24 protein-coding genes are annotated in these 24816 nt (G+C 63.0%); 14 read left to right on the top strand and 10 right to left on the bottom strand.

The window, feature by feature from the left end:
- The first annotated feature begins 73 nt into the window (after nt 1-73).
- The 8 genes from mreC (at nt 74) to RA29_RS21895 (ending at nt 7293) form a co-directional block, all read left to right on the top strand.
- On the top strand, nt 74-967 hold the full coding sequence (mreC, locus tag RA29_RS10920) for a rod shape-determining protein MreC (RefSeq protein WP_039685690.1): 894 nt from the start codon (nt 74-76) through the stop codon (nt 965-967).
- The gene (locus RA29_RS10915) at nt 964-1506 is read left to right on the top strand and encodes a hypothetical protein (protein WP_039685688.1); all 543 of its coding nucleotides are present in this window, start codon (nt 964-966) and stop codon (nt 1504-1506) included. The genes mreC and RA29_RS10915 overlap by 4 nt, the downstream gene beginning before the upstream one ends.
- Complete coding sequence (mrdA, locus tag RA29_RS10910) at nt 1503-3446, top strand: penicillin-binding protein 2 (protein ID WP_039685687.1); 1944 nt, start codon at nt 1503-1505, stop codon at nt 3444-3446. The genes RA29_RS10915 and mrdA overlap by 4 nt, the downstream gene beginning before the upstream one ends.
- Entirely contained in the window at nt 3443-4591 is a 1149-nt protein-coding gene (gene rodA / locus RA29_RS10905; RefSeq protein ID WP_039685685.1) for a rod shape-determining protein RodA, read from the top strand. Before mrdA ends, rodA begins: the two co-directional genes overlap by 4 nt.
- Nucleotides 4591-5061, top strand: coding sequence for a hypothetical protein (locus RA29_RS10900; protein WP_039685683.1), 471 nt, complete (start codon nt 4591-4593; stop codon nt 5059-5061). The genes rodA and RA29_RS10900 overlap by 1 nt, the downstream gene beginning before the upstream one ends.
- Nucleotides 5062-5163: 102 nt before the next feature.
- Entirely contained in the window at nt 5164-5574 is a 411-nt protein-coding gene (locus RA29_RS10895; protein ID WP_039685681.1) for a VOC family protein, read from the top strand.
- Nucleotides 5571-6503 carry a glyoxylate/hydroxypyruvate reductase A gene (locus RA29_RS10890; RefSeq protein ID WP_039685679.1) on the top strand — a complete coding sequence of 311 codons (933 nt, stop codon included), beginning with the start codon at nt 5571-5573 and terminating at the stop codon, nt 6501-6503. The genes RA29_RS10895 and RA29_RS10890 overlap by 4 nt, the downstream gene beginning before the upstream one ends.
- Nucleotides 6504-6576: 73 nt before the next feature.
- Complete coding sequence (locus RA29_RS21895; RefSeq protein ID WP_052249598.1) at nt 6577-7293, top strand: class I SAM-dependent methyltransferase; 717 nt, start codon at nt 6577-6579, stop codon at nt 7291-7293.
- Here RA29_RS21895 and RA29_RS10880 read toward each other — a convergent pair.
- The 6 genes from RA29_RS10880 to RA29_RS10855 form a co-directional block, all read right to left on the bottom strand.
- Nucleotides 7290-9302, bottom strand: coding sequence for a M3 family metallopeptidase (locus RA29_RS10880; protein ID WP_039685677.1), 2013 nt, complete (start codon nt 9300-9302; stop codon nt 7290-7292). The genes RA29_RS21895 and RA29_RS10880 overlap by 4 nt on opposite strands.
- A gap of 36 nt (nt 9303-9338) precedes the next feature.
- The gene (moeB, locus tag RA29_RS10875) at nt 9339-10400 is read right to left on the bottom strand and encodes a molybdopterin-synthase adenylyltransferase MoeB (RefSeq protein ID WP_039685675.1); all 1062 of its coding nucleotides are present in this window, start codon (nt 10398-10400) and stop codon (nt 9339-9341) included.
- Nucleotides 10400-10861 carry a dUTP diphosphatase gene (gene dut, locus RA29_RS10870; RefSeq protein WP_039685673.1) on the bottom strand — a complete coding sequence of 154 codons (462 nt, stop codon included), beginning with the start codon at nt 10859-10861 and terminating at the stop codon, nt 10400-10402. Before dut ends, moeB begins: the two co-directional genes overlap by 1 nt.
- A 46-nt stretch (nt 10862-10907) precedes the next feature.
- Entirely contained in the window at nt 10908-12101 is a 1194-nt protein-coding gene (gene coaBC / locus RA29_RS10865; protein ID WP_039685671.1) for a bifunctional phosphopantothenoylcysteine decarboxylase/phosphopantothenate--cysteine ligase CoaBC, read from the bottom strand.
- Nucleotides 12102-12315: 214 nt separating this feature from the next.
- Nucleotides 12316-13104 carry a ChaN family lipoprotein gene (locus RA29_RS10860; protein WP_082029515.1) on the bottom strand — a complete coding sequence of 263 codons (789 nt, stop codon included), beginning with the start codon at nt 13102-13104 and terminating at the stop codon, nt 12316-12318.
- 5 nt (nt 13105-13109) lie between these two features.
- Nucleotides 13110-13988, bottom strand: coding sequence for an RNA polymerase factor sigma-32 (locus tag RA29_RS10855; RefSeq protein ID WP_039685668.1), 879 nt, complete (start codon nt 13986-13988; stop codon nt 13110-13112).
- Between the two features lie 15 nt (nt 13989-14003).
- Between RA29_RS10855 and cobU the strand changes: the two genes are divergently transcribed.
- The 4 genes from cobU (at nt 14004) to RA29_RS10835 (ending at nt 17542) form a co-directional block, all read left to right on the top strand.
- On the top strand, nt 14004-14600 hold the full coding sequence (gene cobU / locus RA29_RS10850; protein WP_342666407.1) for a bifunctional adenosylcobinamide kinase/adenosylcobinamide-phosphate guanylyltransferase: 597 nt from the start codon (nt 14004-14006) through the stop codon (nt 14598-14600).
- The gene (locus RA29_RS10845) at nt 14597-15169 is read left to right on the top strand and encodes a histidine phosphatase family protein (RefSeq protein ID WP_039685664.1); all 573 of its coding nucleotides are present in this window, start codon (nt 14597-14599) and stop codon (nt 15167-15169) included. Before cobU ends, RA29_RS10845 begins: the two co-directional genes overlap by 4 nt.
- A gap of 60 nt (nt 15170-15229) precedes the next feature.
- Nucleotides 15230-15907, top strand: a complete 678-nt coding sequence (locus RA29_RS10840) for a glutathione S-transferase (protein WP_039685662.1) — start codon at nt 15230-15232, stop codon at nt 15905-15907.
- A gap of 123 nt (nt 15908-16030) precedes the next feature.
- Entirely contained in the window at nt 16031-17542 is a 1512-nt protein-coding gene (locus RA29_RS10835; protein ID WP_039685660.1) for a YifB family Mg chelatase-like AAA ATPase, read from the top strand.
- Here the strand turns inward: RA29_RS10835 and RA29_RS10830 are convergent.
- The 4 genes from RA29_RS10830 to rsmI all read right to left on the bottom strand — a co-directional run bounded on the left by RA29_RS10830 (nt 17512) and on the right by rsmI (nt 20743).
- On the bottom strand, nt 17512-18420 hold the full coding sequence (locus RA29_RS10830; RefSeq protein WP_039685658.1) for an alpha/beta hydrolase fold domain-containing protein: 909 nt from the start codon (nt 18418-18420) through the stop codon (nt 17512-17514). The two genes, RA29_RS10835 and RA29_RS10830, sit on opposite strands and share 31 nt — an antisense overlap.
- Nucleotides 18417-19352 (bottom strand): glutathione synthase, encoded by a 936-nt coding sequence (gene gshB, locus RA29_RS10825; protein ID WP_039685657.1) that lies wholly within the window; start codon nt 19350-19352, stop codon nt 18417-18419. Before gshB ends, RA29_RS10830 begins: the two co-directional genes overlap by 4 nt.
- 99 nt (nt 19353-19451) lie before the next feature.
- Nucleotides 19452-19865 carry a YraN family protein gene (locus tag RA29_RS10820; RefSeq protein ID WP_052249596.1) on the bottom strand — a complete coding sequence of 138 codons (414 nt, stop codon included), beginning with the start codon at nt 19863-19865 and terminating at the stop codon, nt 19452-19454.
- A complete protein-coding gene (gene rsmI, locus RA29_RS10815) occupies nt 19865-20743 on the bottom strand; it encodes a 16S rRNA (cytidine(1402)-2'-O)-methyltransferase (protein WP_039685654.1) in 879 nt (292 codons plus the stop codon). The genes RA29_RS10820 and rsmI overlap by 1 nt, the downstream gene beginning before the upstream one ends.
- 89 nt (nt 20744-20832) lie before the next feature.
- On the opposite strand from rsmI, the gene RA29_RS10810 reads away from it, so the two are divergent.
- Nucleotides 20833-22020 carry a penicillin-binding protein activator gene (locus tag RA29_RS10810; RefSeq protein ID WP_039685652.1) on the top strand — a complete coding sequence of 396 codons (1188 nt, stop codon included), beginning with the start codon at nt 20833-20835 and terminating at the stop codon, nt 22018-22020.
- 59 nt (nt 22021-22079) lie between these two features.
- Complete coding sequence (locus RA29_RS10805) at nt 22080-24803, top strand: [protein-PII] uridylyltransferase (protein ID WP_052249618.1); 2724 nt, start codon at nt 22080-22082, stop codon at nt 24801-24803.
- The last annotated feature ends 13 nt before the right edge of the window (nt 24804-24816 follow it).

The raw sequence follows: 24816 nt of genomic DNA, 5'->3' as shown, positions 1-24816 counted from the left end.
CCAGGTCTCTTGCCCTGTCGGGGCAAATGTCGGACCATCCAGTGAACGGACCATATCTTGAGGTGACACCGCCTTGGCCAAGGACCGCGGACAGGTAGATTACGGCGGCCCGCTGCGGCGGCTTATTCTGGCTGTCCTGGTGCTGGCGCTGGCCGGCACGTTCCTCTTGTGGCGCATCGACAGCCCAAGGGTCGAACGGTTCCGGGCGCAGGTCACGGACCGGATCGTCCCCAACATGGATTGGGCCATGGCACCGGTCACAGGCACCATAAATCTCTTCCGCGATTTCCAAAGCTACCGCCGCATCGCCGAGCAAAACACCGAACTCCGGCGCGAGCTGCGCCAGATGCAGGCCTGGAAGGAAGCAGCCCTCCAACTCGAACAGGAAAACGCGCGCCTCCTCGATCTCAACAACGTCCGCCTCGACCCGCGCCTGACCTACATCACCGGCGTGGTGCTGGCCGATTCAGGCTCCCCCTTCCGCCAGTCGGTCCTGCTGAATGTCGGCGCCCGCGACGGGATTGTCGAAGGCTGGGCCACCATGGATGGCATCGGCCTTGTGGGGCGTATCTCGGGCGTGGCCCAGAACACGGCGCGGGTGATCATGGTCACTGACGCCTCCAGCCGCGTGCCTGCGATCATCCAACCCTCGGGCCAGCGGGCCATCGTGGCGGGGGACAACTCGGCAGCACCCCCCATCGACTTCCTAGAAAACCCCGACCTCGTGCGCCCCGGCGACCGGGTGATCAGCTCCGGCGACGGAGGCGTATTCCCCGCAGGCCTCCTGATCGGGCAGGTCGCCGCCGACCCGGGCGGGCGGCTTAGGGTGCGGCTGGCGGCTGACTACGAACGGCTCGAATTCCTGCGCGTCCTACGCCACTACGGCACCGAGCCCGTGACCGACGACAGCACCATTCTCGCCCCCGGCGGCGCGGCCCTCCTGCTGGATACGGAAGTGCCGGAATGAGCGACGTCGCCCCCTCCACCCGCCTCTGGACCATGCGCATCGCTTTCTCGATGCTGGTGCTGCTGATCCTATTCCTGCACCTTTTGCCCCTGCAAACGGCGACAGGCGGGCTGATCTGGCCAGATTTCCTGCTGCTCTTCGCTCTCGCCTGGTCCGTGCGCCGCCCCGATTACGTGCCCGCCGGACTGCTCGCCATATTATTCCTGATGGCAGACCTGCTCCTGCAACGCCCCCCCGGCCTCTGGGCGCTGCTGGCCCTCATCGCCTGCGAGCAGATGAAGGGGCAGTCACGATCGCTCCGCGACGCCAGCCTCGCGGCCGAGATGATGTCGGCGGCGCTGTGGATCGTGGGCGTCGGGCTGGCCTACCGCATTATCCTCGCCGTTCTCCTGGTCGAAATTCCGCCGCTTGGCCCGGCACTGATCCAGATTGTGGTGACGGCCGCAGCCTACCCATTTGTCGTGGTGATCACCCACGCACTGATGGGCGTGCGCAAGCCCACGCCGGGCGATATTGACGGCAAAGGAGTGCGATCATGAAGCGACCCCGCGTTGATGTCGAAGCAAACCACCGTTTGCTCACCCGCCGCGCCGCGATCTTGGGTGGGGTGCAACTCGCCTTTGTCGGTGCGCTTGGGGCGCGGATGCAGTTCCTGCAGGTCGATCAGGCAGACCAGTTCCGCCTGCTGGCGGAGGAAAACCGGATAAACATCCGCCTGATCCCGCCCGCCCGCGGCGAGATTTTTGACCGCAACGGTGTCGCACTCGCCCGCAACGTGCCCAGCTACCGCATCGTGATGGTGCGCGAGGATGCGGGGGATATTGAAGCTTCTGTCGAAGCGCTCGGCAAGCTCGTCACCCTCGACCCGGACGAAGTGCAGCGCGCCCTCGCCGAAATGAAACGCTCTGCCCCTTTCCTGCCGATCACCGTCGCGGAAGAAGTCAGCTGGGAGGACCTGAGCCGCGTATCGGTCAACGCGCCCGCCCTGCCCGGCGTCACGCCGGAAGTGGGCCTGAGCCGCGTCTACCCCTTAGGTTCGGACTATGCCCATGTGCTCGGCTATGTCGGCCCGGTCAGCGACTTTGATTTGCAGCGGATCGAGGATCCGGACCAGTTGCTGCGCATCCCGCGCTTCCAGATCGGCAAGGTGGGGGTTGAAGCCAAGATCGAGGAAAACCTGCGCGGCAAGGCCGGTGCCCGCCGGGTCGAGGTGAACGCCGCGGGCCGCGTCATGCGCGAGTTGGATCGGCGGGAGGGCACGCCGGGGTCAGACCTGCAACTGACCATCGACAGCAAACTGCAAAGCTATGTGCAGGCGCGGTTGAATGGCGAAAGCGCCAGTGCCATCGTCATGGATGTGGAAAACGGCGACCTTCTGTCCATCTGTTCGGCGCCCACATACGACCCCAACCTGTTTGTGCGCGGCATTTCCAGCCGTGATTACAACATGTTGACCGAGAACAAGTACCGCCCGCTCGCCTCCAAGGCGGTGCAGGGCACATATCCCCCCGGCTCAACCTTCAAGATGGTCACCGCCATGGCCGCCCTGGAAGAAGGGCTGATCGGCCCTGACGAGACAGTCTATTGCCCCGGCCATCTTGAGGTCGCAGGCCGTCGCTTCCACTGCTGGAAACGCGCAGGCCATGGCTGGGTCGATTTGCAAAACTCGCTCAAGCAGTCCTGCGACATCTACTACTACGATCTGGCCGTGAAGGTCGGGATCGAAAAGATCAGCGCGATGGCCCGCCGTTTTGGCCTGGGCGAACGGCACGACATTCCGATGTCTGCGGTCGCTCAGGGGCTGATGCCAACCATGGACTGGAAAAGCCGGGTGCACGGGCAAAGCTGGGTGGTGGGCGACACGGTCAACGCCTCGATCGGGCAAGGGTTCTTGCTGTCCTCGCCCCTGCAACTCGCGGTGATGACGGCGCGGCTGGCGTCTGGCACGGCCGTGAAACCCCGGCTGATCAAGACCATCGACGGGATCGAACAGCCTTCGGGCGCGGGACCGAGCCTGGGTATGAATGAAAACAACCTGCGCAAGATGCGCCGGGCCATGTACGCCACCGTCAATGACCGGCGCGGCACGGCCTATGGCAGCCGTATCATCGAGGATGCCGTGCGCATGGCGGGCAAGACGGGCACCAGCCAGGTCCGCAACATCACCGCCGCCGAACGACGCGCCGGTGTGGTCCGAAACGAGGACTTGCCGTGGGAGCGTCGGGATCACGCGCTGTTCGTTAACTTCGCGCCTTATGACGATCCCAAGATCGCGGTGGCCGTCATCGTCGAACATGGCGGCGGCGGGTCCAAGGCAGCCGCCCCCATTGCCCGCGATGTGACCCTGCAAGCGCTTTACGGTGGCGAGCCGCCGCTTGAAGCCTACCCGACCAAGGACCGCGACCGCATCAAGCAGCAGCAACAGGTGCTGCGTGGCATCCAGCCTGTCGCCAATTTCGCGGGGCGTGATCAAGCATGAGTTATCTTGAGTACACGGTCAAACATGTCCCGTCGGGACCGCGCAAGATCCTGTATCTGAACTGGCCGCTTGCCTTGCTGCTGGCGGCTGTGGCCTGCGTCGGCTTCCTGATGCTCTATTCCGTGGCCGGCGGGTCTTTCAGCCCGTGGGCCGAACCGCAGATGAAGCGGTTTGTCATGGGCTTTGTCCTGATGCTGATCGTCGCCATGGTGCCGATCTGGTTCTGGCGCAACATGGCAGGGGTCGCCTTTGCCGGGACGCTTTTGTTGCTGTTGGGCGTGGAATTCTTCGGCTCTGTCGGCAAGGGCGCGCAGCGGTGGATCGACCTTGGCTTCATGCGCCTTCAGCCATCCGAACTGGCCAAGATCACGTTGGTGATGATCCTGGCTGCCTATTACGACTGGTTGCCGAGCCATAAGAAGTCGCGCCCGTTCTGGGTACTGATCCCGGTGCTATTGATCCTGTTGCCCGTGGCGATGGTGCTGCGACAGCCGGATCTGGGCACGTCGATCCTGCTGCTCGCCGCAGGGGGCGGGATCATGTTTCTGGCGGGTGTGCACTGGGCCTACTTCGCGGCAGTCATTGGCGCTGGCGTCGGCCTGATCACAGCCGTATTCCAGTCGCGCGGAACCGAGTGGCAGTTGCTCAAGGACTACCAGTATCGCCGGATCGACACGTTTCTAGACCCCGCTTCGGACCCGCTGGGGGCGGGCTATCACATTACGCAATCGAAGATCGCACTTGGGTCGGGCGGCTGGACGGGGCGCGGGTTCATGCAAGGCACGCAAAGCCGTCTAAACTTCCTGCCCGAAAAGCACACCGACTTCATCTTTACCACGCTGGCCGAGGAGTTCGGGTTCATCGGGGCGTTTTCGCTGCTCACGCTCTATGCGCTGATCATCGTGTTTTGCGTGGTGTCGGCACTGGCGAACAAGGATCGGTTTGCGTCGCTTCTGACGCTGGGCATCGCGCTCAACTTCTTTTTGTTCTTTGCAGTGAATATGTCGATGGTGATGGGCCTCGCCCCGGTCGTGGGTGTGCCGCTGCCGCTGGTCAGCTTTGGCGGGTCAGCGATGCTGGTGCTTATGCTGGCCTTTGGCCTGGCGCAAAGCGCGCATGTGCACAGGCCGCGGCAGGGGTATTGATGTCCCACCTCACCCAATATGAGGCGCGCGAGGTGCTGTCTATGCCCGCGATGCAGCGGGACGGCTGGCGCCTGAAGCGATATGCGATCCTCGCACAAGGACGCGCGCTGTCGCAGGATGTGATGGATGCCGCTGCGAAGGAGGCGCACCACCGCCTGCCGCTGCCCGGGGCGCTTGAAGATGAAAATGGCAACCATGGTGTTGGCTTTCAAATCGTCCACTTTGCGGAAACGGCAGTCGTTTCACCGGTGTTTTACTGGCAATGGGGCAGTGTGCTGGCGAACATCCATCAGATGCGTGCGCGTTGGGAGCGGCCAACTGATTTCAGCGACGGTAAGTCTGAGGTCGTTGGATGCGTATGGGAGATGAACATCGTCATCCACGAGACGCAGAGTTGGATGCGGAACTTGTTGAGTGACGATGGCACCGTGCAGGCGCGTTTGGCGCGCTACATGGGTGACCACGCCTGATCACATCCATCGCCAATCCATGTCGATGACATCACAATCTGCCGTTTCCCATTCGCGGATAGGGGCGCTACACCACCCTCAGACAACGACCGGAGGTGCCCCATGGCCTTGTTTCACTTTGCCTTCAACGTGACTGATCTGGACGAAACCCGCGCGTTCTATGGTGGCCTGCTGGGCTGTACAGAGGGGCGCAGCACCGACACCTGGGTGGACTTCGATTTCTTCGGGCATCAGCTCAGTTGCCATCTGGGGAAACCCTTTGACAGCGCGCCCACGGGCAAGGTCGGGAATTGCGATGTACCGATGCCCCACTTTGGTGCGATGCTGCCCATGGCGGACTGGCGGGCGCTGGCCTACAAGCTGGTGGCTGAGGGCGTGGAATTTGTGCTGGAGCCGCAGATCAGGTTCGAGGGCGAACCGGGCGAGCAATCGACCATGTTCTTCATGGATCCCTCGGGCAACCCGATTGAGATCAAGGGAATGGCCGACCTGGGCGGAGCGTTTGACACATGACCGTCAATGTCCTTTTCGCCGCGACAGAGAGCCGTTGGGCGGAGTACGAACCGCCCTTGCGCAAGGAGATTGCCGCTCTTGGCATAGAGGCCCACATCGCAACCGACATCCCGGCAGATCAGGTGGACTACATCGTCTACGCGCCCAATTCCGAAGTGCAGGATTTCACCACCTTCACCCGCGCCAAGGCGGTGCTGAACCTCTGGGCGGGGGTTGAGGCCATCGTGGGCAATCCGACCCTGCATCTGCCGCTGTGCCGCATGGTGGACCCTGCGCTGACGCAAGGGATGGTCGAGTGGGTGACAGGGCATATCCTGCGCCTGCATCTAGGCATGGACGCGCACATCAACGCCCCTGCGGGAACATGGGACCCTGTTGCGCCGCCCCTGTCCTTTGACACGCGCGTGACTGTGCTGGGGCTTGGTGAACTTGGCGCTGCCTGCGCGACCGCGCTTGCTGGTCTGGGGTTTCAGGTCACGGGATGGAGCAGATCACCGAAAGACATCGCGGGCATCACCTGCCTGTCGGGAGACGCAGGGCTGGAGGATGCGCTGGCCGTCGCCGACTATTGCGTGCTGCTGTTGCCCAAGACGCCGGCCACCGAAAATACATTGAATGCGCCCGCGCTGGCCCTGATGCCAAAGGGCGCGCGTATTCTGAACCCCGGGCGCGGGCCGCTGGTTGATGACGAGGCACTGCTGGACGCGCTCGACAACGGTCATATTGACCACGCGACGCTCGACGTGTTCCGCATCGAACCCCTGCCGTCCGATCACCCCTACTGGTCCCACCCGCGCGTAACTGTCACACCGCATATCGCGTCAGAGACGCGCGCGGCCTATTCCAGCAAGACCATCGCCGAGAACATCCGACGCGGCGAAGCCGGAGAGCCGTTCTTGCATCTGGTGGACCGTACCGCTGGGTACTGACCCCTTGGCGGATTGCTGCGGATAACTGCCCGGCAACCTGTTCGTTGCGGCACGGCATCCTTACGTTCCGCACATGGATATCTTTGGCAGCGCGCTGTGCGACAGGCAGGCCGGTCACATCGGTCGGATGCTCACAATCCGGCGGGACGACGACCACGTCGACCGGCACGACCCCGCGCTGTACTTCATGCCGGACCCCTTTGCCCACGAAGCTGCCTTGCTTGAGATGGTCGAAGGGCCCGTGCTTGATGTCGGGTGCGGCGCCGGTCGCACGCTTCTGTGGTTGCAGCAGCAGGGGGTTGAGGCGGCCGGCATCGACCTGTCGCCCGGTGCGGTCGAGGTTGCGCGCGCACGGGGCTGTCAGAACGTGACCTTGGGCGACGTCATGGACGCGGGCCTGCCGCTGCTGCGCGCCCGCTTCAAGACCATCGTAGTCTTTGGCAACAATATCGGCATTGGTGGCACGCAAGAGGGAGCGAAAGCGCTGCTGCGGCATCTGGCGCAGGCCACGGAACCGGGTGGCACATTGCTTGTCACCGGGCTGGACATCGCGAACACGGACCAGCCACACCACCTGGCCTATCACCAACGCAATCTCAACGCAGGCCGCCCGCGTGGCGAGATTTCTATGCGGTTCGAATACGAAGGATCCGTCGGTGACTGGATCCCATGGTTTCACCCCGAACCGCATGAGATGGAACACATGGCGACAGCCAGTGGCTGGGCAGTGGACAAGATCAGCCCAGCAGGCGGGCCGTTCTTTGCAGCCGTCTTGCGAAAGACGGGTTAGGCCGCCAGCCCCCGCCCCTTGAGCAGCGCGTCGACACCGGGCAAGCGACCACGGAACGCCTTGTAAAGCTCCGCGGCATCCACGGACCCACCAGTGCTGAGAATGTGCTCTTCCAGTGCTGCCGCCTTTTCCGGATCAAACGGCCCGTCCGCCTCTTCGAACACGGCGAATGCGTCGGCATCCATCACCTCGGACCACATGTAGCTGTAATAACCCGACGAATAGCCGTCACCGGCAAACACATGCGCGAAATGCGGCGTGGCGTGGCGCATCCCGATGGCGTGCGGCATCTCCAGCCCTTCCAGGACTTCGGCCTGTTTCTGCATCGGATCGGCTGGGGCCGGGCCGTCGTGGAATTCCAGATCAACGAGGGCAGAGGCGACATATTCGACCGTCTGGAACCCCATGTTGTAGGTCGCCGCCGCCAGCACATTGTCGAGCAGCGCCTGCGGCATCGCCTCGCCCGTCTCGGCGTGGGTGGCGAATTCGTGCAGCACCTGCGGCACCTCAAGCCAGTGTTCATAAAGCTGGCTGGGCAGTTCCACAAAATCGCGGGCGACAGAGGTGCCACTGATCGACTCGTAGGTCACATCGGACAGCATCTGGTGCAACGCGTGTCCAAACTCGTGAAACAGCGTGCGCGCGTCGTCATAGGACAGAAGCGCCGGATCACCCTTGGCGAAGTTGCAGACATTGATGACGATGGGGGTTTGCGCCTGCGGAAACTTGGCTTGCGCTCGCATGGCCGAACACCACGCGCCCGACCGCTTCGATCCGCGGGCGAAGTAATCCCCGATGAACACCGCGACATGCGCCCCGCCCCGCGTGACCTCCCACGCGCGGCAGTCAGGGTGGTAGAGCGGGATGTCTAGCGGCGTGAATTCAAGCCCAAACAGCCGGCTTGCACAGTCAAAGGATGCATCAATCATCCGGTCGAGCTGGAAATACGGCTTCACCTCGGCCTCATCCAGATCGTGCAGGTCCTTGCGCCGCCGTTCGGCATAGAACCACCAGTCCCAAGGCTCCAGCGGACAGTCGATGCCATCGGCCTTTAGCATCTGTTCCAGCACCCATGCGTCGGCATTGGCTTGGCCTTTGGCGGGCTCCCAAACGGCCATCAGCAAATCGCGCACCGCCTCAGGCGTTTTTGCCATCTCTGTTTCCAGCTTGAAGTTCGCAAAGTTCTGGTAGCCAAGCAGTTTCGCCCGCTCTTCCCGCAGTTTCAGGATTTCGGCAGCGATGGCACGGTTGTCGTTCTTGTCCCCGTTGGCACCCCGCGCCGTCCACGCGCGATAGGCCTTCTTGCGCAGATCCCGCCGGGTGGAGAATTGCAAAAACGGCACGATGATCGACCGCGACAAGGTCACAACGGGGCTGCCCGCCTCTTTCTCCTCACCGGCGGCACGGACAGCATCCACGACAAAGGCGGGCAGCCCCGCCATGTCGCTCTCGCTCAGCTTCACGTACCAATCACGCTCATCCGCCAGTAGGTTCTGGGTAAAGGCAGTGCCCAACTCGGCTAGCCGCCCCTTGATCTCTTTCATGCGGGCATCTTCCGCGCCATCCAGAGCGGCACCGGACCGGACATAGTTGCGATGGGTCAGCATCAGGACGCGCTGCTGTTCATCGGTCAACTCCAGCATATCGCGCGCGTCCCAAACGGCCTTGATGCGCGCAAACAGAGCCTTGTTGCTGGAGATTTCTGCAAAATGCGCGGCCAGCTTGGGGGAAAAGTCGCGCTGCAACTCTTCGCGCTTTGGATTGCTGTCGGCACCCACGACCGTGAAAAAGGTGCCAAGCACCTTGTCCAGATCCTTGCCCGACGCCTCAAGTGCTTCGATCGTGTTGGCAAAGCTGGGCGCGTCAGCACTGCCCGCAATGGCATCAATCTCCGCCTTGTGGTTTTCGAGGGCGACGTCCAGCGCAGGCGCAAAATCATCGTCTGAAATGGTATCAAAGGGGGCGATCTGGAACGGCGTGTCCCAATCGGCGAGCAGCACGTTGGTCATGGACAAATCTCCTTTGGCTAGAATGTAGGGCCGGGGTCAGCCCGCCACCACCTTCCGACCGCAGGTTTCACAGTCAGGGCGGCGGGCGAGCGCAATCTTGCGGCTTTCGCTGTAAAGCGCATCATAAATGACCATCTCGCCGCGCAGGGGCGTGCCGGCCCCCGTCAGTAGCTTGACCGCCTCAACCGCCATCATGGACCCGACAACGCCGGGGAGCGGGCCGATCACACCCGCCTCCGCACAGTTCGGAGCCAGTTCAGCAGCCGGAGCTTCGGGGAAGATGCAGCGGTAGCAGGGGGCGTTCTGCGCGGGATCAAAGACGCTCACCTGCCCTTCCCACTGCGTCAGCGCACCCGAGATCAGCGGGACACCTGCGCGCACGGCGGCAGCGTTGACCCGATACCGCGTGTCGAAATTGTCGGTACCGTCGATGATAACGTCATATTCAGCAACCAACTCGTCCACGATGTCGTCCGTCAGGCGGCGCTGGTAGGGGCGCACGGTGACAAAGGGGTTCTGGGCCTCCATCGCCGCCTTGGCGGAAAACACCTTGGGCATGCCGATGCGGTCGTCTGTGTGGATGGTCTGGCGTTGCAGGTTGGTGTTTTCGACCGTGTCATCATCAACGACGCCAATGGTGCCGACCCCAGCCGCGGCGAGGTATTGAAGGACCGGCGCTCCAAGACCACCTGCCCCCACAACCAGCACCTTGCCATCTTTCAGGCGCTTTTGGCCCAGGCCACCCACTTCGCGCAGGACGATGTGGCGGGCATAGCGGTTCAACTCCGTGTCGGTGAACGGTCCCTCATGGGCCACAACGGGCGTGGCCTTGGCCTCTTCCTCTTGCGCGCGGCCACGCAGCTTGCGCAAGACGGCGCGGTATCCGATTGCGATCAATGCGAACCCACCCAGGATCAACCACGGGGCCGGGCTTTCCCCAGTGGCCATGCGCAACGGGTTGCCCGCAGGCAGCGCCACCTGGATCGCGAGCACCACCACATAAAGCAGCCCGATCATCAGCCAGCGCGCCGAATGCGGCGTCTTCATCATCGCGCCAATACCCCAAAGCACACCGGCCATCAGAAAAACCAAAAGCATCAGCCGCGCCCCGTCGAACCAAAGCCGCCCGCGCCCCGAGCCGTGTCATCAAGCATATCGACCACGTCGAAGGTCGCCTGCACCACAGGGGCCAGAACCATCTGGGCGATCCGCATTCCATGCGTTACCTCGAAGGGCTGGCCAGAAGTGTTCAGCACAATCACCCCCACCTCACCGCGATAATCGCTGTCGATGGTGCCGGGGCTGTTCACCAGTGCAATGCCATGCTTGAGCGCGAGGCCAGAGCGGGGCCTTACCTGCACTTCAAAGCCCTGCGGGATGGCCATGGCGAAACCTGTGGGGATCAACGCGCGTTCGGAAGGCGAAAGAATAATGCCCGCACGATCCGGAAAATTCGCACGCAGATCAGCACCCGCCGCACCGTCGGTTTCATAGGCAGGCAAGGCAATCTCGCGATCCGATCCCGCGACACGCATGATTTTCAGGGGCACACTGCTCATCTTCACCTTGCCAAATAAACTCAAATCCCGCCCTGACCAGACGCGATCAGGTCAGCGCCTCCGCGATCCGCTGAGCAAGGCGCGCTGCCACCTCGTCCTTCGACATGCGCGGCCACGGCTCTGCACCATCGTCAGAGATCAGGATCACCGCATTCTCGGACCCGCCCATGATACCGGTTTCAGGCGATACATCATTGGCGACAATCCAGTCACAGCCCTTGCGCGCGCGCTTGGCCGTGGCGTGCGCCTCGACATCATCGGTTTCTGCCGCAAACCCGATCACAAGGCCGGGACGACCACCCGTCATCTGCGCCACGCCTGCAAGAATGTCGGGGTTCTCCGCAAATTCCAACACGGGCAAACCGTCTTTCGACTTCTTCAACTTGCGATCACTTGCCGATGCCACCCGCCAGTCCGCAACGGCAGCCGCAAAAACAGCGGCATCGGCAGGCAGCGCAGCATGTACCGCGTCGTGCATCTGCTGCGCTGTTTGAACGGGTACCACTTCAGCACCGGCAGGTGGGGCAGCATCCGCAGGCCCAGTTACAAATGTCACCCGCGCACCCGCCGCGATGAGGGCGCGCGCCAGGGCTGTGCCCTGCGCGCCCGAAGAGCGATTGGCGATATAGCGCACGGGATCAATCGGCTCATGGGTGGGGCCAGACGTCACAAGAACATGTTTGCCTGAGAGGGGCTTGGGCCCGAAATGCGCCTCGACTGCCGCCACAATCTCCAAAGGTTCAGACATGCGCCCCGGCCCGAATTCGCCACAGGCCATATCGCCATCATTGGGCCCCACGATGGCAACGCCGTCTTCCGCAATCTGTGTCAGATTGCGCTGCGAGGCCGGATGATCCCACATCCGCACATTCATCGCAGGCGCGATCATCACCGGCGTGTCCGTCGCCAGCAATAGGGTAGAGGCCAGATCATCCGCACGTCCCTGGGCCATCTTTGCGATGATATCCGCGGTCGCGGGGGCCACGAGGATCAGGTCGGCGGACCGGGAGAGCTGGATGTGCCCCATCTCCGCCTCATCTGTCAGGTCAAAAAGGTCGCGATAAACCTTCTCTCCCGCCAGTGCGGATACGGACAGAGGTGTCACAAACTGCTCTGCCGCGCGGGTCAGAACAGGAGTCACAGCCGCACCTCGTTCCCGCAGGCGCCGGATCAGGTCGAGCCCCTTGTAGGCAGCGATCCCACCCGTCAGGATCAGCAGAATTCGTTTGTCTTGCAGCATGTTGGCGCGTCCGGCTGGCTGTGGTCAGGGCGACAATAGGCGGACGTGGCACCGAGAACCAGCCCTTGCGCCCAAGGGGGCCAGCCCCCTCGGCCTAGCGGCCTCACCCCCGGGATTTTTTTGAAACAAGGAATTCGAACCCGTCCACGTCAGCGGTAAACACCGTGGGGCGGTGTTTGAGGTTCGAATGGGCGGAGCCCCGGACAGGTTGGGGCTATTGATTGAAGACCGCGCAGGGGTCCCCACGGTCAGGGCTGGCAGCGCCGTTCAGGGTCCAGGAATAAACACCCTCGGGCGGTTCCTGCCGCTCTCCCTGTCCGATGCTGGTCACGTCAAGGTCCGACCGCACGCGCGACAGGTAAACGGGCACGCCCCAATCCATCCGCGCATGGCCATTGCCAGTGATCAACACAACCGGGCTGCCATGGGTGTCCAGTGCTTCAATGACCGTACGGGCAAAAGCCGCATCCCGCAGCCGTTGCGCCTCGACCATGCCGCCCATCATGTCCAGCGGCATCGCTGCGCAATGGGCGTCAAACTGGGCCTGCTCGCGAATGGCTTGCTCGTCCTCCGGCAGTGCGTCCATCAGGCCAAAGCGCTCTGCGTCCGCGCCAAAGACCGCTGCCGCACCATCGGTGAAGGCACCGCGCATCTCGTCACGTGGCAGGGCCGCGCCAACGATCACAGGGCTTGCGGCCAGAACGTCTGCATAATCCGCGATGTTCGACCAATGAAAACCGTCAATTGCTGCGGTGATGCTGTCCGGGTTGCGCGGCGTATCGGCCAAGGCGTCCGCTTCTTCAGGCGTCAGCATCTCGAACACGACCGCAGTCGGCGCGATGATCCGAATGGCCTTGGCCTGTTCAACGTGATGGGCCGGGTTGTCGTGAAATTCGCCAAGGATCAACACATCCCCGTCAAAATCACTCCAATCCGTGGCTGCAAATGAAACTGCCGCCGGCGACAAGGTCGCAACAGCGGCAAGCAAAGCGGTTCTGAACATCATCCTCATGCAAGGAAATGATGGACCTCGCGGCTTTGGTTTTCCAGTGCCCTGCGCATTTTTGTGAACGCCGCGGCCTCAAGCTGTCGAACCCGCTCTTTGGACAGGCTCAACTCCTGACCAAGGCTTTCGAGCGTCCGGGGGTCCTCCCGCAGCTTGCGCTCGCGCACGATGAACCGCTCACGCTCGTTTAGTCCATTCAGCGCGGTCAGCAACCACTCCCGCAACTGTTCGGTGTCATGCGCGTGCTCAACAGTCTCCGCTGCCTGCGCGCTGTCATCTTCCAGCGCATCAATCCACTCACGCCCTTCATCATCGACCGACTGCGTTGCGTTTAGCGAATAGTCGGAGCCCGACAGGCGCCCTTCCATCATCTCCACATCATGCAGCGGCACACCGATCTCGGTCGAGATCATCTGGCGCAGCTGGTGCTTGTCCAGCGTCTCACCCGCCGCAGCGCTTTCACGCTCAAGCCGGGCCTGCACGCGCCGCATATTGAAGAACAGAGACTTCTGGGACGACGTGGAACCTGTCCGCACCATCGACCAGTTGCGCATCACGTAATCCTGGATCGACGCCTTGATCCACCACACGGCATAGGTCGAAAAGCGCACGCCGCGATCCGGATCAAACTTGTCGGCAGCTTTCATCAGGCCAAGACCCGCTTCCTGGATCAGATCGTTCATGGGGGCGCCATAGCGCTTGAACTTCGATGCCATTGAAATAGCAAGGCGCATATACGCCGTGATCAAGCGGTGAAGGGCCGCTTCGTCACGCTCATCACGCCAGGCATAGGCCAGTCGCAATTCCGTCTCTGCATCAAGCAATTCGGCTTTCATAGCTGTGCGTGACAGCGACATGTCCCGAACATTATCTAACGCCATGTGTCATCCCCCTGGATGGTTATGCTTGTTTTGCGCACTTGTCCTCTGTACGCAGCGGATCGCCGATCGGTTCACTCTTGGGATGAAAAAATGTTGCCAGCACTGACCCTCGTCCTAGGCGGAGCGGCTTCGGGAAAGTCGCAATGGGCAGAAAATCTCATTCTTAACAGCGGGTTAAATCCAATTTACCTTGCCACATCCCGGATTTGGGATGACGAAATGCAATCTAAAGTTGATCTGCACAAAGCGCGACGCGGCCCAGAATGGGTGACCGTCGATGCTGCAGATGGGGTCAGCAACGGGCTGGCCGACGCAGATATGGGGCAAGCCATTTTACTGGATTGCGCCACGATGTGGCTCACCAACCTCATGATGGACGAGGCGGACCTGACCAAGGCGCAGGCCGCGCTGCTTGATGATCTTGCGCGCTGTGCGGCGCCAGTTGTGGTGGTCTCGAACGAAGTAGGCCAGGGCATTGTGCCCGAGAACGCGCTCGCCCGTCGGTTCCGTGAGGCGCAGGGAAGACTCAACATCGCTCTGGGCGCGCAGGCAGACACCGTGTGGCACGTGCTGGCCGGTCTGCCGCAGCTACGCAAAGGGACAGCGCCATGACAACATGGCATTGGGTGCGGCACGGGCCAACGCATCAAAAGACATTTACCGGCTGGCGTGATGTGCCCGCCGACCTCAGCAACACCGGCGCAGTCACCCGGTTAGCGAACTATTTGCCGGACGACGCGCTTGTCATCTCTTCCGACCTGACCCGATCCATAGACACTGCGTCGGCACTGCGAGGGACGCGCACCCGCTTGCCCCACGATCCGGCCCTGCGTGAGTTTCACTTCGGCGTGTGGGACGGTATCCATTTTTCAACCGTCGCCGAATGGCACCCGGACCTGAGCCGTGCCTATTGGGAACAGCCCGGCGATCACACCCCACCCGGCGGCGAAAGCTGGAACACCTCTGCCGCCCGTGTCGCCATGGCCGTGCGCCGGATCGAGGCCGCGCATCCCGGCCGCGACATCATCGCCGTGGCGCATTTCGGCGTGATCCTGACGCAAGTGCAGGCGGTACTCGGGCTCACCGCGCACGAGGTTCTGGGACAAAGGATTGAGCCGCTGTCCGTCACCACGTTGAACACCGCCACCGGCACGGCGGAGGTCATCAATCACCTGCCGTGATGGCACCCGCCACAAAACAGCGTTGGGCAAATGCACATCGCTCCGCCTAGCCTGTGTGCTATGACTTACGACCTCTATATCGGCGACCGCACCTTTTCGAGCTGGTCGCTCCGCGGGTGGCTCATGCTCGAAAAATTCGGCCTGCCCCACCGCACCCACATGATTGGCCTTTACTCTGGCACGATGGCCGAAGACATGGCGCCGCTTGCCCCCGCACGACTGGTACCGGCCCTGAAACTGCCCGACGGCACAGTAGTGGGCGAAAGCCTCGCCATGGCCGAAACACTGGCCGAACGGCACCCCGACGCTGGCCTCTGGCCCGAAGCACCAGCGGCCCGCGCCACGGCGCGTTGGCTCTGTGCAGAGATGGTCGGCGGCTTCACCGCGCTACGCAGCGCCTGCCCCATGCAACTGAGCCACGTGAACCAGGGCTTTGCCGTCGCCGAAGACGTGCAACGCGATCTCGACCGGATCGAAACGCTCTGGGCACATGCGGCCAAGTTCAAGACCGATGGCCCATGGCTCTTCGGCGCGTATTCATTGGCAGACGTATTCTATGCCCCGGTCTGCGCACGCATGGTGGGTTACGACCTGCCGGTGTCCGAGGCGACGCGGAGCTATTGCATGACAACGATCACGGATGCGGCCTTCCAGACATGGCGGGCAGAGGGGCAAAAGGTCACCTATGACCCCTTCCCATACGACATGGGCCTGCCCCAAGGGCCATGGCCTGCCTAGCGCTGCGCCCTGACCTTCATTGTTCCAAAAATATGCACCACAACGGCGCGCGCACCGCGCGCCCGTTAACCAATCGTAAACCGCAGATCGCTAGCCATTAACCATCTTTGAAGAGGTGGAGACATGGTGGCACGCGCCTACACGGTGGCATTTCAGGGCGTAGACGCGCGCGAGGTCGAGGTGCAGTGCGCCATGACACCGGGTCTGCCCGCCTTCTCCATCGTCGGCCTGCCGGACAAGGCGGTGTCCGAGGCCCGCGACCGGGTACGGGCGGCGCTGACGGCAATGTCCATCGCGCTGCCCTCGAAACGGATCACGATCAACCTGTCACCAGCCGACCTGCCCAAGGAAGGCTCCCATTTCGACCTGCCCATCGCCCTGTCGCTGCTCGCCGCGCTCGGCATCCTGCCCGAAGACACTGTGGAAGGCACAGTCGCCCTAGGCGAGCTGTCCCTCGACGGCACGCTGGTCCCTGTCCTCGGCGCACTGCCCGCTGCAATGGCCGCCGCAGAGCAAGATCGCGGCCTGCTCTGTCCAGCGGGCTCCGGCGCAGAAGCTGCATGGGTCGACGCAACCAAGGTCATCGCCGCAGCCTCCCTTGGCGACGTGGTCCGTCACTACACCGGCCAAGTGCCGTTGGAACCCGCCAAGGCGGGCCAAATCGCCAGCGGCACAGGCCTGCCCGACCTGCGCGACGTCAAAGGGCGGGAACGCGCCAAGCGCGCCATGGAGGTGGCCGCCGCCGGGCGGCATCATTTCCTGATGGTCGGCACACCGGGCTCGGGCAAATCCATGCTGGCTGCGCGTCTGCCAGGCATCCTGCCACCGCTGTCTGCAATGGAGGCGCTGGAAACCTCCATGATCCACTCCCTCGCCGGGCTGCTCGACGCAGGCGGCATCTCCATGGACCGCCCCTTTCGCGAACCACACCACACGGCCTCCATGGCCGCCATCATCGGCGGCGGTCGCGGTGCCAAACCGGGGGAGGTGTCGCTCGCTCACAACGGCGTCCTCTTCATGGACGAGTTTCCCGAATTCCCTCGCACCGTCCTCGAAACCCTGCGCCAGCCCATTGAGACGGGCGAGGTCATGGTTGCCCGCGCCAACAACCACGTAAAATACCCCTGCCGCTTCATGCTGGTGGCGGCAGCCAACCCCTGCAAATGCGGCTACCTGTCGGACGCCTCGCGGGCCTGCGGGCGGGCACCGGCCTGCGGAGACGACTACATGGGCCGCATCTCCGGCCCGCTCATGGACCGCTTCGACCTGCGCGTCGATGTACCGCCCGTCACCTACTCCGACCTCGACCTGCCCAGCACAGGCGACAGTTCTGCCACCGTCGCTGCCCGTGTTGATGCGGCGCGCAAGGTGCAAGCAGCACGGCTGGACGGGACCGGAATGCGCAGCAACGCAGACCTGACGGGCGGCGCCCTGGACGAGTTCGCAGCGCCTGATGAAGAAGGACGCGCACTGCTCACCAAAGTCGCCGACCGGTTCGGCCTGTCCGCACGCGGCTATCACCGGGTGCTGCGCGTCGCACGTACAATTGCCGATCTCGACAACTCCGACGCCGTACGCAAACCCCATGTGGCCGAAGCCGTCAGCTACCGCGTGGGCGCCCTTGCCCCGGTCTGAGCCCTAATCCAAGCGGCCAGCGCATTCAGAGTCGCACGCGCCTCGGGCAAGGTGTTGTGAAAGATCGGCCAGACGTGAGGCAGGTCGTGTTCCTCGACATAGGTGACATCCACACCGCGCCCCCGCATCCGCTGCACAATCCCCCGGCTGTCATCACACAGAATCTCGGTGTCGCCTGCTGTGATCCACACAGGTGGCGCACCGGTAAAGTCGGCAAACAGCGGGCTCACAAGCGGATCAGTCGGGTCGGCACCCGCCAGATACATCTCAGCCATCTCGCCCGCACGTTCGGCAGGTAAGGCCACGTCGGCACCCGCATTGTCACGGAAGCTGTCACCGGAAAATGTCAGATCGGTCAGCGGCGAAAAGGCAAAGACAGCCTCGGGCAACGGCGCGCCCTCGACCAAAAGCCTGCCCAACAGCGCCAGCACCAGTCCCCCACCCGCGCTATCGCCACCGATGACGAGGGGTCCACCGGCCGCCCGACACGCCAGATACACCTCATACGCATGATCCAAAGCCGCTGGAAAAGGATGCTCCGGCGCCAAAGGGTAGCGGGGCAAGATGGCTTGCGCCCCGGCACGATGCGCAAGGGCCGCAGCCATGGCACCGTGGGTCCGGGGCGAGCCAAAAACATACCCGCCACCATGGAAATACAGGATCGTCACATCCGCCTGCCCCCGGCGCGGGCCTGCGCGCAACACGTCCGCCCCAGCGATCCGATCCCAAGCCAGCTGCATCGACCACGGCGCATGGAAAAACAGCCGCGCCTTCGCCTCAAAACTCCGGCGCAACGCATCCGGTCCAGCCGCGTTTCTAAGGTGCGGCTTCTCGGTCAGGCGCAAATACTGGTTGAGCAGCGGGCGAAGCAGGCTCACCCGATCTTGGCCTCAATCGCCTGCCAGATCTTCTCGGCGATGTTGACGCCATCAAAGCGCTCCAACTCCTGAATGCCGGTGGGCGAGGTCACGTTGATCTCGGTCAGGTAGTCGCCAATAACATCAATGCCGACGAAAACCTGCCCTTTTTCCTTGAGCAGCGGACCAATGGCATCACAAATCTCACGGTCACGCGCGGTCAGGCCAATCTTCTCCGGACGGCCACCCACATGCATGTTGGACCGGGTCTCGCCCTCGGCGGGCACGCGGTTGATGGCGCCCACGGCCTCCCCATCGACAAGGATCACGCGCTTGTCGCCGTTCGACACATCGGGCAGGAATTTCTGCACAATCAACGGCTCGCGGCTGAACCCAGTGAACAGCTCGTGCAGCGAGGTCAGATTGCGGTCACTGGCATCCAGCCGGAACACACCGGCACCGCCATTGCCATAAAGGGGCTTCAGAATAACGTCGCCATGCTTGGCCTTGAACGCCTTGATCGTATCAAGGTCGCGGGCAATGGTCGTGGGCGGGGTCAGGTCGGGGAAATCCAGAACCAGCAGCTTTTCAGGATAGTTGCGCACCCAAAACGGATCGTTGACGACCAGCGTATCATCCTTCAGGCGGTCCAACAGATGCGTCGACGTGATGTAATGCATGTCGAACGGCGGGTCCTGCCGCAACCAGATGACATCAAACTCGGCCAGATCAACCTCGCGCATCTCTCCCAACTGCGCGTGATCGCCCTGCACCCGCTGCACTGTGAAATCGTGGCCCCGCGCGGTAACGCGCCCCTCCTGATAGGCGAGGTGATCGGGGGAATAGAAGAACAGCGAATGACCCCGCGCCTGCGCTTCCTCGGCCAGGCGGAAACTGCTGTCCGCGTTGATATCCACCGCCCCGATGGGGTCCATCTGAAAGGCAATCTTCATGGCACACCTCTGCTGTCGTCCGCGCCTTTGATGGCGCAGAGCAGCAGGGGGCGCAATGGCTAGGAGATGTGCAGGGACGCAGGGCGCGCTGCGCAGCAGTCAAATGCAGCCTGCAAACGCATTCTCAAAAATGTTCAAACCACCCGATTGATCAACAAGCGCCACGTCAAAGCGAACATCGGTAAGTGACCCGTTCGGCAGCGTTCCGAGGTATTCATCGGCCGTGGCATAAAGGCGGGACACCTGCGCCGGTGTCAGGTGCGCAGCAGCCGCGTCAAAGGATTTGCTGGCCTTGACCTCAACCATGACGACCCCGACTGCGGTTGAAAACACCAGATCAATTTCGCCGCGACGCCCACGCCAGCGTTCGGCAACCAGCTTGTACCCGGCGGCACGATACGCCCGCACGACAATCTCTTCCGCTGCCAGGCCAGCCAGATAGGACATGCGCCCGCGCGCGGCGCGCGCCGCAACCGGCTGTGCATGATCAAAACATCGTTCGTGCCGCGCCATCAGTCAGATCCATCATCCCGTTTCATATCGCGCGATATGTCCAAAGCCCGCTGGTAGACCCGCCGCCGCGGCAAACCCAGACTTTCGGCCACGAAAGACGCCGCATCCTTCACTGTCATATCGCGCAACGCAGAGACTAGCGCATCATCTATGTCTATTTCCCTAACAGCCTGCGCCTCCGCACGCCCGATCAGGACAACAATCTCTCCCTTCGGTGTCTCGCGGCTGTAGAACTCGGCCATTTCCTGAAGCGACCCGGTTTTGACCTCTTCGAACCGTTTCGTCAGTTCGCGACAGACCGCAGTTTGCCGGTCTGCCCCCAGCCGCTCCACCGCATCCGCCAGCAAGGCCCCCAGCCGTTTGGGCGATTCGTAGAGCACCAGCGTGCCATCAATCCCCGCCAGTCCCTCCAGCGCCCGCAGCCGCGCGCTGCGCGTCGCGGGCAGGAAGCCGCCAAAATGGAAGGCATCCGTCGGCAATCCGCCGAGCACCAACGCCGTCAACACGGCCGACGGCCCAGGGGCGCAGGTCACCGGAACGCCCGCCGCACGCGCCGCGCGGCCCAACTCAAACCCCGGGTCGGCAATCAGCGGCATGCCGGCCTCGGACGCATAGGCCACGCTCTCATCCGCGGCACGCGCCACAAGCCGCGCGACCTGTGTATCCTTGGAATGCTCGTGCAGAGCCTCGATCCGGCGCCCCTCAAGCGGGACACCGTGAATATCCATCAGCTTGCGCAAGCTGCGCGTGTCTTCGGCGGCCAGAACATCGGCGGAGGCCAGCACATCCAGTGCCCGCAACGTGATGTCGCGCGCCGTCCCAATGGGCACACCGACAAACCAGAGGCCCGGGGCCAGCGTCGTCTTGACATGATTCAAAGCTGGACCCGCCTAACCTTACCTCTATTATCCGCCCAAAACGACGGGCGGGCCGATGTCATGCCCTGCAACGCTGGGAGTGACAATTCATGTTTGCGTTTTTCAAATCGGTACGCAAGTCGGTGCGCCGAGCCCTGTTGCCGGTGGCAGCCCTCGCGCTCGCGGCCTGTGATCCGGCAGCCGTCGGTGGCATCACGGCAGGTGGCGGACCACGCATCGACACGACCCAGCCCGTGCCCGTCGCCTTGCTGGTCCCGCGCGGGTCTGGACAGGGCAGTGACGAGTTGTTGGCCAACAATCTCGAAAACGCAGCCCGGCTCGCCATGCGCGACCTCAACGGGGTGCAGATCGACCTCCGGGTCTATGGCACAGCAGGTAACGCGCAAACGGCCGCCTCTCAGGCCGCGCAAGCGGTGAATGATGGCGCGCAGATCATCCTCGGGCCTCTTTATGCCGAAGCGGCCAATGCAGCTGGCGTGGCGGTTGCGCCGCAAAACGTGAACGTGCTAGCCTTTTCCAATAACACCACCATCGCAGGCGGCAACGTCTTTGTGCTGGGTTCGACCTTCAGCAACACCGCGGACCGGTTGGTGAACTATGCCGCACGGCAGGGCAAGGACCGGATCGTCGTGGTGCACGCACAGGACGTGGCGGGCCAGCTTGGCCGCAACGCAATCCAGCAGGCTGCGTCGCGCAGCGGTGCGACGGTCACAGGCACAGTGGACTATCCCCTGTCGCAGCAAGGGCTGATCAACGCGGTCCCACGGGTGAAATCGGCAGTGGACAACGCCGGCGCAAACGCGGTGTTCATGACCGCCGCACCAGCGGGCGGCCTGCCGCTTCTGTCGCAACTGCTACCCGAAACCGGCGTGGACCCGGCAGCAACACAGTTCATCGGCATGACGCGCTGGGACATCCCGCGGCAAACGCTGGACCTGCCCGGTATTCAGGGCGGCTGGTTCGCGCTGCCCGATCCGAACCGCGCAGGCGCGTTCCGCTCGCAATACGAAGCCGCCTATGGCAGCGCCCCGCACCCGCTGGCCGGGCTCGCCTTTGACGGGATCGCGGCCATCGGCGCCCTTGCAGCCCAGGGTAATTCGGGCGCGCTGACGGGCGCGGCACTGACCCAAGGGTCAGGCTTTCAGGGCGCATCGGGCATCTTCCGCTTGCGCCAGGACGGTACCAACCAACGCGGCCTCGCCATCGCAACGGTGCGCGACAACCAGGTGGTTGTGATCGACCCGGCCCCACGCGGCTTTGGCGGCGCCGGGTTCTGACCCCGCAGCCGTCCTGAACGGAGAGCACCGTGAGCGACACCGCCCTTCAGGCACCCGATATGCCTGACATACACCTCATCTGCGCCGCCACCGAGATCTTCGATGGCGGCGCTTTCGATGATCTGCTGGCAACGAACCCAGACCGTTCATCGGTCGTGGCGCACCTCAAAGCCGCGCAAAAAGCGGGGCGCGAGGCCATCGCCGCAGCCTTTCGCGCCGATCCCTTCGCCGCAAGGCCCACCACGCAGGCCTACACCTACCTGACCGATTGCCTGGTCCATGCCGCCCTGCACACCGCGCAAACGCTCATGCACCCCAACCCCACACCCACGAACAGCGAACGGCTCGCCGTGCTGGCAGTGGGCGGGTACGGGCGGGGCGAAATGGCGCCCGCATCCGACGTCGATCTGCTGTTCCTGACGCCCTACAAGATCACCCCCTGGGCTGAGAGCGTCATTGAAACGACCCTCTACATCCTCTGGGACCTCAAGCTGAAAGTCGGCCATTCCAGCCGCACGGTCCGCGATTGCCTGCGCCTCGGGGCCGAGGATTTCACCATCCGCACCGCCATGCTGGAACACCGGTTCCTCTTCGGCGATGCGGCATTGGCCGACGAGCTCGACGCCAAGCTGCGCACCGACCTCTTTCAAGGCACGGAACGCGAGTTCATCGAAGCCAAACTGGCCGAACGGGACGCGCGGCACGTACGCCAAGGACAACGCTACGTGGTCGAACCCAACGTGAAAGAAGGCAAGGGCGGGCTGCGTGACCTGCAATCGCTGTTCTGGATCGGAAAGTACATCCACAAGGTCCACGACGCCGCCGAACTCGTGCCTCTGGGCCTCTTCACGGACGAGGAATTCGACGCCTTCGTCGCGGCCGAGGATTTCCTCTGGGCCACCCGCTGCCACCTGCACCTGATCTCGGGCCGGGCGACGGAACAGCTGACCTTCGATATGCAGGTCGCCGTGGCCGACGCCATGGGGTACGAGGACAAGGCAGGCCGCCGCGCGGTCGAACAGTTCATGCAGGACTACTTCCTGCACGCCACCGAAGTGGGCGACCTGACGCGCATCTTCCTGACCAAGCTGGAGGCCGACCACCTCAAGGCTGAACCGTTGCTCGACCGCCTTTTCAAGCGCAAGCCGCGGGCCAAGGCGGGCTATCAGGTCATCAACAACCGCCTCGCCATCGACAACGATGCCGAGTTCCTCGCGGACAAGCTGAACCTGCTGCGTATCTTCGAAGAAGCATTGCGCACAGGCATGTTGATCCACCCCGACGCCATGCGTCTGATCAAATCACACCTGCACCTCGTCGATGACGACATGCGCACCAACCCCGAGGCGCAGCGCATTTTCCTCGACCTGCTGCTCAAACACGGCAACCCCGAACGCGCCCTGCGACGCATGAATGAGCTGGGAATGCTCGCCGCGTTCATCCCCGAATTCGAACCCATCGTCGCGATGATGCAGTTCAACATGTACCACTCCTACACAGTGGACGAACACACGATCCAATGCATCGCCCAGCTTGCGATGATCGAACGCGACGAGCTGGAAGAGGACCTGCCCGTCGCCTCCTCGATCCTCAAGGAGGGCGTGAACCGCAAGGTGCTCTACGTCGCGCTCCTTCTACACGACATCGGCAAGGGTCGGCCCGACGATCACTCGATCCTCGGCGCACAGATCGTGCGCAAAGTCGCCCCGCGACTGGGACTGAAACAGGAAGACGTCGACACAGTCGAATGGCTGGTGCGCTACCACCTCCTGATGTCCGACATGGCGCAGAAACGCGACATCGCCGACCCGCGCACTGTCCGCGACTTTGCCAAGGCGGTGCAGACGGTCAAACGGCTAGACCTGCTGTGCGTTCTGACCGTCTGCGACATCCGCGGCGTCGGCCCCAATACATGGAACAACTGGAAGGCCGTGCTGATCCGCGCGCTCTATCGTCAGACCCGCCGCGCGCTTGAGGACGGGATGGAGGCGCTCACGCGCGACAATCGCGGGGCGGAAGCCAAGAAAGCGCTCCGCGCCGAACTGGCGGATTGGGCGCGAAGGGATCTGCAAACCGAGGTCGCGCGCCACTACGACGCCTATTGGCAGGGCCTGCATGTCACAGCCCATGTCGTCTTTGCCAAGCTGCTCAAGGACATCGGCGAAAACGAAATCGTCATGGACCTGCACCCGGACGAGGACCGCGATGCCACCCGCGCCTGCTTTGTCATGCCGGATCATCCCGGCATCTTTGCCCGGCTCACCGGCGCGCTGGCTCTGGTCGGCGCCAACGTGGTCGACGCGCGCAGCTACACCACATCAGACGGCTTCGTGACCGATGCCTTCTGGATTCAAGACGCGGACGGCAATCCCTATGACGCCGCCCGCTTGCCCCGCTTGCGTAAGATGATCGAACGCACGCTTGCGGGCGAAGTGGTCACCCGCGACGCAATCAAGGACCGTGACAAGGTCAAGAAACGCGAAAAGGCGTTCAGGGTACCGACCCACATCACCTTCGACAACGAAGGGTCCGACATTTACACGATTATCGAGGTGGACACCCGCGACCGCCCCGGCCTGCTGCACGACCTGACGCGCACGCTGGCGGCGAGCAACGTCTATATCGCGAACGCAGTCATCGCGACCTATGGCGAACAGGTGGTCGACACCTTCTACGTCAAGGACATGTTCGGCCTGAAATACTATTCAGAATCCAAGCAAAAGACGCTGGAGAAAAAGCTGCGCGCCGCGATCATCGAAGGGGCGGAACGGGCGGCAGACTAGCCGCCCATACGCA

This window comes from Tateyamaria sp. ANG-S1 (assembly GCF_000814025.1).
GTDB lineage: Bacteria > Pseudomonadota > Alphaproteobacteria > Rhodobacterales > Rhodobacteraceae > Tateyamaria.
This window is presented reverse-complemented; position numbering and strand designations above follow the sequence as displayed.